Genomic DNA, 13,742 nt, shown 5'->3' with positions numbered 1-13,742 from the left:
CCTGGAGATGACCGAAATGACCGACCTCAGCGTTGCGCACAAGCTGTCGCCCTACAAGCCGAAGAACAAGGTGCGCTTCGTCACCGCCGCGGCCCTGTTCGACGGCCACGATGCCTCGATCAACATCATGCGCCGCATCCTGCAGTCGACCGGCTCCGAGGTCATCCACCTGGGGCATAACCGCTCGGTGGGCGAGATCGTCAATGCTGCGCTGCAGGAAGACGTGCAGGGCATCGCCATCACCAGCTACCAGGGCGGCCACGTCGAGTTCTTCAAGTACATGATCGACCTGCTCAAGGCCAACGGCGGCGAGCACATCAAGGTGTTCGGCGGCGGCGGCGGCGTGATCGTGCCGGCCGAGATCAAGGAGCTGCACGAGTACGGCGTCACCCACATCTTCTCGCCCGAAGACGGCGCCAAGATGGGCCTGCAGGGCATGATCAACAGCGTGGTCGAGCGCTGCGACATGGACATCACCAAGGCCGCGCCGCAGAAGGCCGACGCCGTGCTGAAGGCGCTGGCCGCCGGCGATCGCCGTGCGCTGGCGCAGATCATCACCGCGCTGGAGAACGGCGGCTACGGCGACGACGTCAGGAAGGCGCTGATCGAGGCTGCGGCCAAGACCAAGGTGCCGACGCTGGGTATCACCGGCACCGGCGGCGCGGGCAAGTCCTCGCTCACCGACGAACTGGTGCGCCGCTTCCGTCTCGACCAGGACGACAAGCTCAAGCTCGCGATCGTGTCGATCGACCCCTCGCGCAAGCGTACCGGCGGCGCGCTGCTGGGCGACCGTATCCGCATGAACGCGATCGAGCACGACAACATCTACATGCGCTCGCTCGCCACCCGCGACACCGGCTCGGAAGTGTCGGCCGCGCTGCCCGAAGTCATCGCCGCGTGCAAGCTGGCGGGCTTCGACCTGGTGGTGGTCGAGACCTCGGGCATCGGCCAGGGCAATGCCGCGATCGTGCCCTTCGTCGACCTGTCGCTGTACGTGATGACCCCCGAGTTCGGCGCCGCCAGCCAGCTCGAGAAGATCGACATGCTCGACTTCGCCGATTTCGTCGCCATCAACAAGTTCGACCGCAAGGGCGCGCTCGACGCGCTGCGCGACGTCGCCAAGCAATACCAGCGCAACCGCGAGTTGTTCGGCCAGCGCCCGGAAGAGATGCCGGTGTTCGGCACCATGGCGGCGCGCTTCAACGACGACGGCGTCACCGCGCTCTACCAGGCCATGCTGCCGGCGCTGGTGGGCAAGGGCCTGAAAGTCGCCAAGAGCAAGCTGCCGGTGGTGAGCGTGAAGGCGTCCTCGGAAGGCCGTGCCATCGTCCCCGCCGACCGCACCCGCTACCTGGCCGAAATCGCCGATACCGTCCGTGGCTACCACAAGCACGTCGAGCAGCAGGCCCGCGTGGCGCGTGAGCGCCAGTCGCTGAAGATCGCCAAGGGGCTGTTCGAGCAGTGCGGCAAGGACGCGGGTTCGTTTGACGAACTCATCAACTGGAAGGACGGCGAGCTCACCCCGCAGGCGAAGAAGCTGCTCGAGCAGTGGCCGACCGAGAAGGCGCTGTACGCCGCCGACGAGTACGTGGTGAAGATCCGCGACAAGGAGATCCGCACCCAGCTCACCCACACCTCGCTGGCCGGCAGCAAGATCCGCAAGGTGGCGCTGCCCAACTTCGAGGACGAGGGCGAGACGCTCAAGTTCCTGATGAAGGAGAACGTTCCCGGCTCCTTCCCCTACACCGCCGGTGTGTTCGCGTTCAAGCGCGAGGGCGAGGACCCGACCCGCATGTTCGCGGGCGAGGGCGACGCCTTCCGTACCAACCGCCGCTTCAAGCGGGTCTCCGAGGGCATGCCGGCGCACCGCCTGTCGACCGCCTTCGACTCGGTGACGCTGTACGGCTGCGACCCCGACCCGCGTCCGGACATCTACGGCAAGATCGGCAACTCGGGCGTGTCCATCGCCACGCTCGACGACATGAAGGTGCTGTACGACGGCTTCGACCTGTGCGCGCCGACGACCTCGGTGTCGATGACGATCAACGGCCCGGCGCCGATCATTCTGGCTTTCTTCTTCAATACCGCGCTCGACCAGCAGGTCGCCAAGTTCAAGGCCGACAACGGCCGCGACCCGACCGAGGACGAGTACGCCAAGATCAAGGCCTGGACGCTGTCGACCGTGCGCGGCACCGTGCAGGCCGACATCCTGAAGGAAGACCAGGGCCAGAACACCTGCATCTTCAGTACCGAGTTCGCGCTCAAGATGATGGGCGACATCCAGGAGTACTTCGTCCATAACAAGGTGCAGAACTTCTATTCGGTGTCGATCTCGGGCTACCACATCGCCGAGGCCGGCGCGAACCCGATCAGCCAGCTCGCCTTCACGCTGTCGAACGGCTTCACCTACGTGGAGTCGTACCTCGCGCGCGGCATGCACATCGACGACTTCGCGCCCAACCTGTCCTTCTTCTTCAGCAACGGCATGGACCCGGAATACTCGGTGATCGGCCGCGTCGCCCGCCGCATCTGGGCGGTGGCGATGAAGAACAAGTACGGCGCCAATGAGCGCAGCCAGAAGCTGAAGTACCACGTGCAGACCTCGGGCCGCTCGCTGCACGCGCAGGAAATGGACTTCAACGACATCCGTACCACGCTGCAGGCGCTGATCGCGATCTACGACAACTGCAACTCGCTGCACACCAACGCCTACGACGAGGCGATCACCACGCCGACCGAAGAGTCCGTGCGCCGCGCGATGGCGATCCAGCTCATCATCAACCGCGAGTGGGGCCTGGCCAAGAACGAGAACCCGAACCAGGGCGCCTTCATCATCGACGAGCTCACCGACCTCGTCGAGGAGGCGGTGCTCAAGGAGTTCGAGGCCATCGCCAGCCGCGGCGGCGTGCTGGGCGCGATGGAGACCGGCTACCAGCGCGGCAAGATCCAGGAGGAGTCGCTCTATTACGAGCACAAGAAGCACGACGGCTCCTACCCGATCATCGGCGTGAACACCTTCCTCAACCCGAAGGGTCAGGCCCAGCAGGAGATCGAGCTCGCGCGCTCGACCGAGGAAGAAAAGCAGGGCCAGTTGAAGCGTCTGGCCGACTTCCATGCCCGCAACAAGGCCGAGGCGCCGAAGTGGCAGGCCAAGCTGCAGCAGGCCGTGATCGCCAACACCAACGTGTTCGAGGTGCTGGTCGACGCGGTGCGCTACTGCTCGCTGGGCCAGATCACCGATGCCCTCTACAAGGTCGGCGGCCAGTACCGCCGCAGCATGTAAGGCAACCCGCTCCCTCCCTCTCCCTTTGTGGGATCCGGCGCTTCGGCGCCGTTTTTTTTGCGCCGGCAGGATGAGCCGGAGTGGGGTCGGAGTGGGGCCGGTAGCGCTGCCGCCGGGGGGCAAGGTGTCGGCTCTTTTTACAGGCAGTCCTGGTGCTGGTAAGGAAGTCGCAATAAAACAGTGGCTTGTGGTGTTGGCATGCGGCTTGCTTGGAGGGGTGCAGCAGCTCCTTGAACACGCCCATGAGGTCCTATCATGTCCCTGAAGCATCTTCTTTCCGCCGCGGCCTGCGTCGCTGCAATCGGCGTTGCGCCCATCGCGCATTCGGCCTCCATCAACGTCCTGTGGTACGGCCAGGGTTCGGCCTACAACACGCAGATGACCAATCTGGCCGCGGGTGCCGCAAGCTACGACCCGGCCGGTGATGGCAGCCTGAGCTGGAATTTCACCCTGTGGAACTCGTCCGACCCCACGCCCACCTTCAGCGCGTATGACGTGCTGGTCATCGGCTCCAGCCAGACTTTCGGGATGGGCTTCGATGCCACCCGCCTGCTTGGCGCCAAGTCCGAGATCGAGGCGGCGCGCGGCACGCGCACCTTCCTGTCGGGCCAGGATGCCGACTGGCACTACATCAACGGCCCGGGCGCAGTTGATGACGGCCCGCGCGGCTTCCTGATCAATGCGGTCAACTGGGCCGGCAGCGGCACCGGTCTGGGCATCGTGTCGCTGGCCGACGGCTGGGCCGGCTCGGGCAGCCAGTGGTGGTCGAACGCCAACTCCTTCCTGGCGGCCGAACTGGCCGGTACGACGGCGTACTTCCAGGAAGAATCGGTGGTCATCCCGGCGGCGACGGCCGGCTTCCCGGTCAATGAAGGCCTGACCACCGCGGGCCTGAGCAACTGGGGCACGTCGTCGCACAGCGGCTTCACCTCGGTGCCGACGGGCTATCTGTCGATCAACGACTCCGGGAGCTTCCAGGGGCGTTATGTGACCATCGTGACCGAAGCCTACGCGGGCGGTTGCACGAGCGGTTGCGGCGACGAACCGACTCCGGTGCCTGCACCCCCCACCCTGTTGCTGATGGGCATGGCGCTGTTCGCTCTGGGCGCGGTGAACCGTCGGCGCATGCGCTGATCCCAATTGCATCAAGGCAGATCGCCGCGGCAGCAATGCCGCGGCGATCTGCTTTTGGGGCGTGTGCGAGGGCTAGAATGGGGCTTGGATCCCTGTCGCAGTCACGTTTACCAGACCAAGCATGAACCTCACGACACCCGCCTTGCTGTTTCCTGCCATTTCGCTGCTCCTGCTGGCCTATACCAACCGTTTTCTGACGCTTGCCCAGGTCGTGCGCCAGCTCGGTGCCTCGGCCGACCGCGGGGCGGAATTGGTGCAGCGCCAGTTGCCAGGGCTCAAGCGCCGCATTGCGCTGACCCAGTACATGCAGGGTTTCGGCGTGTTCAGCTTCTTGCTGTGTGCATTGTCGATGTTCGCGCTGTTCCTCGACGCGCAGGTGCCGGGCAAGCTGCTGTTCGGCGCCAGCATCCTTACCCTGGCGCTATCGCTGGTGCTCTCGCTCGTCGAAGTGCTGATCTCGACCGAGGCCTTGTCGGTGGTGGTGAAGGATCTGGAGGCGGCGGGCAAATGAGGGGGCTCGAGCGCGGAGCATTCATGCGCGGACGCGGGGCGCGGGCCTGGGTGGCGGCGGGCCTGTTGTGCTGGGGGGCGGCGAGCCCGGCCGCACAGGAGGGCGCGACAGGAGCCGGAACGGGCTTGCGCTTCAGCGGCTTTGGCACCCTGGCAGCGAGCTATCACGATGCGCAGGACACCCAGTTCCGCGCCCGCGCAGACCAGCGCGAGGGTGCGCAGGCCGGACGGCTCGAGACCGGGATCGATTCCGTGCTGGGGGTGCAGGCCGATGTACAGGTCGACGCACGCTGGTCATCGATGGCGCAGGTCGTGGTGCGCAAGGACGGCAAAGGGGAGTGGGCGCCGCGCCTGAGCTGGGGCTTCGTCAAGTATTCGCCGACACCCGCCCTGGAGTTGCGCGCCGGCCGACTTGGGGTGGACATCTATATGGATGGCGACTCGCCCCATGTCGGCTATGCCTACACCACGGTGCGCCCTTATACCGACCTGTACGGGCAATTCACCTTCGACCACTTCGATGGCGTGGATCTGCGCGCCAGCACCCTGGTGGGCGAGGGCGAACTGAGCCTGAAGCTATACGGTGGACGGACGCGTGGCGAGGACTATCGGGGGGCGCACCTGTTCCAGCGCGAAGGCTCGAGCACCCTTGGGGCGACGCTGCAGTGGGAGTCCAGCGCGCTGGGGGTGCGGCTCGCTTGGGGCCAGGTGCGTACCCCCGATGATGGCTTGCTTGCGCCCCTGGCCGGAGCGCTGCGTGAGGTCGCACCTGCACTGTCACCTGAGGTTGCGGCGCAGGCGCGTCAGCGCGCCGCGGAGATGGAGGGCGGCAATAGCGACCTGAAGTACCTGGGGCTTGCACTGAACTGGCGGCAGGGCCCATGGTCGGCCCAGTTGATCGGTGTGGATGTGCGGATGAATCGCTTTCCTGGCTTCAAGGGCCAGGGACTGGGCGCGATGCTGGCTTATCGGGCGGGCTCGTGGAAGCCATTCGTCACGACTTCACGAGGCAAGCTCACGCCGCAGGCGCGGCCGCTCGACCTGCCTGTGGACCGTGCCGAGCTCTTGCTGGTCCGCGATGGGTATGGGCGGGCCACCGGACTGATCGCCAGCGACCAGTACTCCTGGGGCGTGGGCGTGCGCTACGACCTGATGCCGAATGCGGCACTGAAGCTGCAGCTTGACCGCATCGAGGCCAAACGCTCGTCGATGCTGCTCGATGGCAGCGGTACCAGCGTCGGGCCGCGCGGCGTGAGCGTGTTTACCGCCGCGCTGGATTTCGTCTTTTGAGCGCCGGCATGATCACGCGGCGTCTTGTGTCCATGCTGTTCGGATCGCTTGCCCTGGCCGGGGCGGTGCTCGCGGACGAACTGGTCGTGATCGCACATCCGGCGAGCGGGGTGGTGGCGCTCGAGCGTACCCAGGTCGTGCACCTCTTTCTCGGGCGCACGCGGGCGCTGCCTTTTGGCGAGCGTGCCACGATCTACGAGGTGGATGCGTATCGCGCGCCTTTCTACCGCCAGCTGGTGCGCCAGGAGATCGCCGAGGTCGATGCCTATTGGGCTCGGCTGCGCTTTTCCGGCCGTACCCAGCCGCCGCAACTGCTCGAGGATGGGGCGGCCGCGGTCGACCGTGTGGCCGCTGAGCCGCATGCGCTCGCCGCGGTGGCGAGCGCCGATATCGATGAGCGCGTCAGGGTGGTGTTCCGCCTGCCGCTGCCGTGACGGGCAAGGGGGCGTGGCCCCTTGCCCGTCGGTGCAGGTTCAGCGGCTGGTGAGCTTGAGCTCGATGCGGCGGTTGCGGGCGTAGGCTTCGTCGGTGCTGCGGGCGTCGAGCGGGTGGAACTCGCCGTAGCCGGTGGCGGCCAGGCGTTCCGGTGGAATGCCCTGGCTGCGCAGGAACTTCACGATGGCGAGCGCACGCGCGGTGGACAGCTCCCAGTTCGACGGGAAGCGGGCAGTGGCGATCGGACGACGGTCGGTGTGGCCGTCGACCTGCAACACCCAGGGCAGGTCGGTGGGAATCTCGCTGGCGAGGGTCTTGAGCGTTTCGGCCAGGCGGGTGAGCTGGATCATGCCGTCGGCGCTGACCTCGTCGGAGGCGCTGGGGAACAGCACCTCGCTGGAGAACACGAAACGGTCGCCGACGATCTGGATGTCCTTGCGGCTGCCGAGCACGGCCTGCAGGCGGCCGAAGAACTCCGAGCGGTAGCGTGCCAGTTCCTGCACGCGTGCAGCCAGGGCCAGGTTGAGCTCGCGGCCGAGTTCCTCGATCTTGAGATCCTTGTCGCGAGTGGCGGCCTCGGCCGAGGCGAGTGCGGCATTGAGCTGTTCGAGCTGCTCGCGCACGGCGACAAGCTGGCGGTTGAGCAGTTCGACCTGGGCGATCGCGGCGGCGGACATCTCCTGCTGTTCCTTGAGGCCGCGCTCGGAAGTGTCGAGCGCGCTGGCAAGGCGTGCGGCCTCGGCTTCGAGCTCGGCCTTGAGACGCTGCAGGGCGGCAATGTCGGTGCTGAGGCGGGCGGCCTCCTCGCGCTGGGCCTTGGCGTCGTCCTGGGCCGCATGAAGCTCGTCGCGCGCGGCGAACAGCTCGGTGGACAGGGCTTCGCGCTCGGCTTCGGTGCTGGCGAGCGAGGCGCTGAGCTCGCCTACCTTGAGATCGGCGCGCGCGCGCGCCGATTGCTCCAGGCTCAAGGTCTGGGCAAGGGTGGCGAGTTCTGCGTTGAGGCGTTCGAGCGCGCGGTCGCGGCCGCTGACGGCGTCGGCGAGCACGAACTGGCCGATCACGAAGATCAGGATCACGAACACCATCACCATCAGCAGCGAGGCGAGGGCATCTACGAAGCCGGGCCAGAAGTCCATCGGCCGGCGGCGGCGGGTCAGCAAGGCCATGTCGTCATTCCGCCCGGTTGCCGCCCTGGCCGCCGAGGGCGGCGCCGATGGTGCGCGACAGCAGGCGCAGCTCGGCGCGCAGATCTTCGGAGAACTGCGCGCCCTGCGCCGGTTGCTGGGCCACCTGGCGGATCAGCGCGCGCAGGTCGTCCTGGCTGGCCGACAGGTTGGAGAGGTCGCGCGATTCGCGGGTGATGAGGTCGGCGAGGCGGGTGAGCTGGTTGTTGAGCTCGCCCAGGTGCTCGGCCGTGGCGCGGCGCTCGCGTTCGGACTCCGCCGCCGAGCGCTGCATGCGTTCGATGCTCTCGGCGGTCTGTTCGAGCAAGGCCTGCACGTAGGCGGGCACGTTGCCTTCGCCTTCGGCGCCGACGCCGGAGGGCAGCTTGGTCATGTGCGACAGCCATTCCTCGAGCTCGTTGTAGAAGCGGTTCTGGGCGTGGCCGGACTGCAGGTCGAGGAAGCCGACGACGAGCGAGCCGGCGAGGCCGAACAGCGAGGTCGAGAAGCTTGTCGCCATGCCGCCCAGGGGTTCGTCGAGCTTGGTCTTGAGGGCTTCGAACATGGCGACCGGGTCGGTGCCGACGCTCATGTTGCCGATGATCTCGCCGATCGAGCGGATGGTGACGAGCAGGCCCCAGAAGGTGCCGAGCAGGCCGAGGAAGATGAGCAGGCCGATGAGGTAGCGCGACAGGTCGCGTTGTTCCTCGAGGCGGATCTGCACGCTGTCGAGGATGGAGCGGGTGGAGGTGGGCGACAGGTGGAACTGGCCGCGCTTGCGGGTCGACAGCAGGCGCGCCATGGGGGCGAGCAGCACCGGCTTGAGGCCGCCCGGCGCGGGGCCGGCCTCGCCGTGCTGGAAGTCCTCGATCCACAGCACCTCGCGCTGCAGGCGCCAGACCTGGCGCAGGTTGACCGCGATGCCGACCGCGAGCACGAACAGGATGACGCCGTTGAAGGCGGCGTTGGCGACGAAGGCGTGCTTGAGCTGGGGCACGAGCACGGCGGCCAGCGCGGCGACGAGGGCGAGAAAGATGCCCATCCAGGTCGTGACATGGACGGGTTTGGTGAAGGCCTTGCGTTCCATCGAGGGCTTTTCCTGGATGCAGGGCGCCGCGCAGGCGCCCGGTTCGGGTAATCGGGTGCGGGTGAGTCTAGCGCGAATCCTGCAGAATTTGAGGTTTGCGTGCCCGCTTGTGACATGGGTCATTTTCGTCTGTCGCGAGCGGCAGGACAATGATCATTAAGTTTGCCGTTATGGCTTCATTTTGATGAAAACGCCAAATAACTCAGGTTCGAGTGTGCCGTTCCAGTCCGTGGGCTGGCGGCGCAGCATCGCCTCGCGGGCCACGGTGCTGATCCTCGTCCTGGGGGCCCTGGTCGGCGTGCTCGTCGGTGCGGCCGGCGCACTCCTGGTGGAGAACGAGGAGCGTGCGCGACTGGACGCGAAGCTGGGCGAGCAGCTCCTGACCGTGGAGCGCGCGGCCAGCGTGGCGGCCTTTGCACATGACGAACACTTGGCGCGCGAGGTGGTCAGCGGGCTCTTGCACAATCGCAGCATCGCTCGTGCGGCGATCGAGGGCGAGGCTGGCGAGCTTGCCGCCGCCGGGGGCGAGGTGCCGGCGGCCGAGCCCGGGCTGAGCCGGCCGCTGCGCTCGCCCTTTGATGAGGCCGAGCTCGTCGGCGTGCTGCGGGTGCATCCCGAGCACGCGGCGATGCGTGCCGATGCACGTGCCTATTCGCGTTTCATCGCCCTGCTGCTGGCGGGCATGGTCGTCGTGATCACCTGCGGTGTGGCCTGGGTGGTGAGCCGCCACGTCACGCGGCCGATCCGTACCTTGTCGGACGACCTGCACCGGCTCGACGCCGAGCATGGCGCCTGTCTGGTGACACCGACGGGGCATGGGCGAGATGAGATCGGCCGCCTGGCGGGCGACATCAATGCCTTGATCGAGCGCATGGGCGCGATGATCGCCAGCGAGCGCCGTACGCGCGCGCTGCATGAGGCGGCGGAGCACAAGTGGCACCTGATCTTCGAGAACGCCGAGACCGGTCTGTTTACGCTCGATGCCGATGGCCGTCTGTCGGACTGGAATCCGTGGCTTGCACGCATGTTCGACCTGCCGCTCCATGACGACCATGCCGAGTGCTATCTGCTGGGCGACCAGCTGGCCGACCCGGAGCGGCGCTTCGATGAGATGCGGCGCCAGATTGCGCTCGGCGAGCCGGTGCAGGGCGGCGACTTCGAGTGCCGTGTTGCGCTGGGCGGTGTGCGCTGGGTGAATGTGGTCCTGCATCCGCTCGAGGGCCGGGCCGGCATGCTGCAGGGGATCATGAACGATGTTACCGAGCGCAGGCGGGCCGAGGCGCTGGCCCAGGCCCAGGCCGAGCGCGACGTGCTGACCGGGTTGCTCAATCGCCGCGGCGTCGACAAGGCCTATGGCGAGCTGGTGACGCGGCAGGAGGATTGCTCCGGCCTTGCCCTGCTGATGCTGGACCTCGATGGCTTCAAGGCGGTCAACGACGAGCACGGCCACCACGCCGGCGATGCCTTGCTGGCCCTGGTGGCGCGACGCGTGGAGGCGGTGGTGCGCAGGACCGATGTGGTGGCGCGCCTGGGCGGCGACGAGTTCGTGGTGCTGCTGACGCGGCTCGATGCGATCTCGACCGCGCGGCTGATCGCCAGCAAGCTGGTGGAGGCGCTGGGCCAGCCCTTCGCGCTCGATGGGGTCTCGCGGGTGACGATCGGGGTCAGCGTCGGGGTGGCCTTCACGCACTGCCCGCCGGCGCAGATCGGCGAACTGCTGCGCCGCGCCGACGGGGCGATGTACGAAGCCAAGCGCGCCGGCAAGTCACAGTACCGCCTGGCCTTGCCGGGCTGAGCAGCACTGGCCGCGGCGCCGCGGCCGGCGCTTGTACACGGCGGCGGCCGACTGCAACAATTCAGTACATTCCACAAACAGTTGCGCAAAGGTGGCTTGTCACACTCCATCCTGAACTGACACGGGTGCGGCTTCGCGCCCCGCGGGCAATACACCATAACAAGGTGCCCGCGGCCGGATCAGACAGGACAAAAACCGAAGGAGGAGTGTGGAATGGACGCAGGCAATGGCAGCTCCGATATCCACGGGCAGGGTGCGACAGGTGGGCTGGATACGTTTCCGCGCTACCTGATGCATCACGCGAAGGCTCGGCCGCAGCAGCCGGCGATGCGCGAGAAGGCCTACGGAATCTGGCAGACCTATAGTTGGGCGCAGGTGGCCGAGAATGTGCGGGCGATCGCCTGCGGTCTGGCGCAGCTCGGTTTCAAGCGTGGCGACCGTCTCGCCATCGTTGGCGATAACCGTCCGCGTCTGTACTGGTCGGTTGCGGCCTGCCAGTGCCTGGGCGGCATCCCGGTGATGATGTACCAGGATGCGGTGGCGCAGGAGATGGTCTACGTGCTGCAGGACGCCGAGATCAAGTTCGCCATCGTCGAGGATCAGGAGCAGGTCGACAAGATGCTCGAGATCCAGCCCGAGGCGCCGCTGCTCGAGCATGTGATCTATGACGATGCGCGCGGCATGCGCCACTACACCCAGACCCTGCTGATGGGCCTGGATGAGCTGCAGGAAATGGGGCGTATCCACGACCGCAACCAGTCGGACTTCCTGAACGGGGAGATCGACAAGGGGGCGTCCGACGACATCTCGATCATGCTGTACACCTCGGGTACCACGGGCAAGCCCAAGGGCGTGTGCCAGACCCATGGCGCCTTCATTGCCGCGGCGCGTGGTGGCATGCAGTTCGATCAGCTCACCGATCGCGAGGACATCCTGTCCTACCTGCCGATGGCGTGGGTGGGCGACCACCTGTTCTCGTTCGCGCAGGCGATGGTGGCGGGCTTCACGATCAACTGCCCGGAGTCGGGCGAGACGGTCATGAACGACCTGCGCGAGATCGGGCCCACCTACTATTTCGCACCGCCGCGCGTGTTCGAGAACCTGCTCACCCAGGTGATGATCCGCATGGAGGATGCCAGCGCGCTCAAGCGCAAGGTCTTCAACCATTTCATGGACGTGGCCCGCCGCTGCGGTGCCGACATCCTCGACGGCAAACCGGTGTCGGGCGGCGACCGCTTCCAGTACTGGCTGGGCAACCTGCTGGTGTACGGCCCGCTCAAGAACGTGCTCGGCATGAGCCGCATCCGCGTGGCCTATACCGCGGGCGCGGCGATCGGTCCGGACCTGTTCCGCTTCTACCGTTCGATCGGCATCAACCTGAAGCAGCTCTACGGCCAGACCGAGACCTGCGCCTACGTGTGCCTGCAGCCCGACGGCCAGATCAAGCTGGACTCGGTGGGCAAGCCGGCGCCCTTCGTCGAGGTCAAGCTCGCCGACAACGGCGAGATCCTGGTGAAGGGGCCGATGCTGCTCAAGGCCTACTACAAGCGCCCGGACGCTACGGCCGAGTCGATCAACGCCGAAGGCTACTTCATGACCGGCGATGCCGGCTTCTTCGACGAGGACGGCCACCTCAAGATCATCGACCGTGCCAAGGACGTGGGCAAGATGGCCGACGGCTCGATGTTCGCGCCCAACTACATCGAGAACAAGCTCAAGTTCTTCCAGCACATCAAGGAGGCGGTCACCTTCGGTAACGGTAAGGAGTTCGTCACCGCCTTCATCAACATCGACCTCGAGGCGGTGGGCAACTGGGCCGAGAAGAAGGGCATGGCCTACTCGGGTTACGCCGACCTTGCCCAGCAGTCGGCGGTGTACGACCTGATCCGCGACGGTATCGAGAAGGTCAATGCCGACCTGGCGAGCGACCCCAACATGAGCGGCTCGCAGATCAAGCGTTTCCTGATCCTGCACAAGGAGCTCGATGCGGATGACGGCGAACTCACGCGCACGCGCAAGGTGCGGCGCAACTTCATCGCCGAGAAGTACGGTGAGCTGATCGAAGCCATGTTCGAAGGCAGGAAGAGCCAGTTCATCGAGACCCAGGTCAAGTACGAAGACGGCCGCACGGCCAAGGTGTCTGCCGATCTGCGCATCGAGGAGGTCAAGACCTTCGCGCAGCAGGCAGGCAAGCGGGCCGCGTGAGGAGAGACGAGATAATGACGAATGCCAGCAATGCCGCACCTGCCGCCGCCCAGGGCGGCCGCAAGTTCGGCGACGTGATCCTCGACCTGCAGAACATCTCGCTGCGCTTCGGGGGGGTGAAGGCGCTGACCGACATCAGCTTCAACATCCGCGAGCACGAGGTCCGCGCCATCATCGGCCCCAACGGCGCGGGCAAGAGCTCGATGCTGAACGTGATCAACGGGGTGTACCACCCCCAGGAAGGCAAGATCATGTTCCGCGGCCAGGAGCGCAAGAAGATGGAGCCGCACATGGCGGCCAAGCAGGGTATCGCGCGCACCTTCCAGAACATTGCGTTGTTCAAGGGCATGAGCGTGCTCGACAACATCATGACCGGGCGCAACCTGCGCATGAAGTGCAACCTCTTCCAGCAGGCGCTGTGGATCGGCGCAGCGCGCAACGAGGAGATCGCACACCGCGAGAAGGTCGAGGAGATCGTCGACTTCCTCGAGATCCAGCACATCCGCAAGACCGCGGTGGGGGCGCTGCCCTACGGCCTGCAAAAGCGCGTCGACCTCGGCCGCGCGCTGGCGATGGAGCCGGAGATCCTGCTCCTGGATGAGCCGATGGCGGGCATGAACGTGGAGGAGAAGCAGGACATGTGCCGCTTCATCCTCGACATCAGCGACCAGTTCGGCACCACGATCGTGCTCATCGAGCACGACATGGGGGTGGTGATGGACATTTCGGACCGCGTGGTCGTCCTCGACTACGGCAAGAAGATCGGTGACGGCACGCCCGACGAGGTGCGCAACAACCAGGACGTCATCAACGCCTATCTGGGCAGCGGTCACTGAGCGG

General features: G+C 66.2%; 10 protein-coding genes. 8 read left to right on the top strand and 2 right to left on the bottom strand.

Features of this window, described 5'->3' with window-relative positions; all coding sequences use genetic code 11:
* Nucleotides 1-16 precede the first annotated feature (16 nt).
* From icmF to P7F68_RS01750, 5 genes are all read left to right on the top strand, one after another.
* Nucleotides 17-3,283 carry a fused isobutyryl-CoA mutase/GTPase IcmF gene (gene icmF, locus P7F68_RS01770; RefSeq protein WP_002944786.1) on the top strand — a complete coding sequence of 1,089 codons (3,267 nt, stop codon included), beginning with the start codon at nucleotides 17-19 and terminating at the stop codon, nucleotides 3,281-3,283.
* Between the two features lie 255 nt (nucleotides 3,284-3,538).
* Nucleotides 3,539-4,417, top strand: coding sequence for a PEP-CTERM sorting domain-containing protein (locus tag P7F68_RS01765; RefSeq protein ID WP_277830157.1), 879 nt, complete (start codon nucleotides 3,539-3,541; stop codon nucleotides 4,415-4,417).
* A gap of 121 nt (nucleotides 4,418-4,538) precedes the next feature.
* Nucleotides 4,539-4,928, top strand: coding sequence for a DUF2721 domain-containing protein (locus P7F68_RS01760; RefSeq protein WP_002932894.1), 390 nt, complete (start codon nucleotides 4,539-4,541; stop codon nucleotides 4,926-4,928).
* A gap of 23 nt (nucleotides 4,929-4,951) precedes the next feature.
* A complete protein-coding gene (locus P7F68_RS01755; RefSeq protein ID WP_157384732.1) occupies nucleotides 4,952-6,217 on the top strand; it encodes a porin in 1,266 nt (421 codons plus the stop codon).
* A gap of 8 nt (nucleotides 6,218-6,225) precedes the next feature.
* Nucleotides 6,226-6,651, top strand: coding sequence for a hypothetical protein (locus tag P7F68_RS01750; RefSeq protein WP_002944800.1), 426 nt, complete (start codon nucleotides 6,226-6,228; stop codon nucleotides 6,649-6,651).
* A 39-nt stretch (nucleotides 6,652-6,690) separates the two neighbouring features.
* Here the strand turns inward: P7F68_RS01750 and P7F68_RS01745 are convergent, their stop codons facing one another.
* Nucleotides 6,691-7,818, bottom strand: a complete 1,128-nt coding sequence (locus P7F68_RS01745; RefSeq protein ID WP_002932898.1) for a peptidoglycan -binding protein — start codon at nucleotides 7,816-7,818, stop codon at nucleotides 6,691-6,693.
* Between the two features lie 4 nt (nucleotides 7,819-7,822).
* A complete protein-coding gene (locus P7F68_RS01740) occupies nucleotides 7,823-8,902 on the bottom strand; it encodes an FUSC family protein (protein ID WP_002944803.1) in 1,080 nt (359 codons plus the stop codon).
* A 184-nt stretch (nucleotides 8,903-9,086) separates the two neighbouring features.
* On the opposite strand from P7F68_RS01740, the gene P7F68_RS01735 reads away from it, so the two are divergent.
* The 3 genes from P7F68_RS01735 (at nucleotide 9,087) to P7F68_RS01725 (ending at nucleotide 13,738) form a co-directional block, all read left to right on the top strand.
* The gene (locus tag P7F68_RS01735; RefSeq protein ID WP_083491501.1) at nucleotides 9,087-10,697 is read left to right on the top strand and encodes a diguanylate cyclase domain-containing protein; all 1,611 of its coding nucleotides are present in this window, start codon (nucleotides 9,087-9,089) and stop codon (nucleotides 10,695-10,697) included.
* 213 nt (nucleotides 10,698-10,910) lie between these two features.
* Nucleotides 10,911-12,902: an AMP-dependent synthetase/ligase gene (locus tag P7F68_RS01730; protein ID WP_002944808.1), complete on the top strand. Its 1,992-nt coding sequence runs from the start codon at nucleotides 10,911-10,913 to the stop codon at nucleotides 12,900-12,902.
* 14 nt (nucleotides 12,903-12,916) lie between these two features.
* Nucleotides 12,917-13,738, top strand: coding sequence for an ABC transporter ATP-binding protein (locus P7F68_RS01725; protein WP_002932911.1), 822 nt, complete (start codon nucleotides 12,917-12,919; stop codon nucleotides 13,736-13,738).
* Nucleotides 13,739-13,742: the final 4 nt, after the last annotated feature.

It is taken from the genome of Thauera mechernichensis, from assembly GCF_029588855.1.
GTDB classification, from domain to species: Bacteria; Pseudomonadota; Gammaproteobacteria; order Burkholderiales; family Rhodocyclaceae; genus Thauera; species Thauera mechernichensis.
This window is presented reverse-complemented; position numbering and strand designations above follow the sequence as displayed.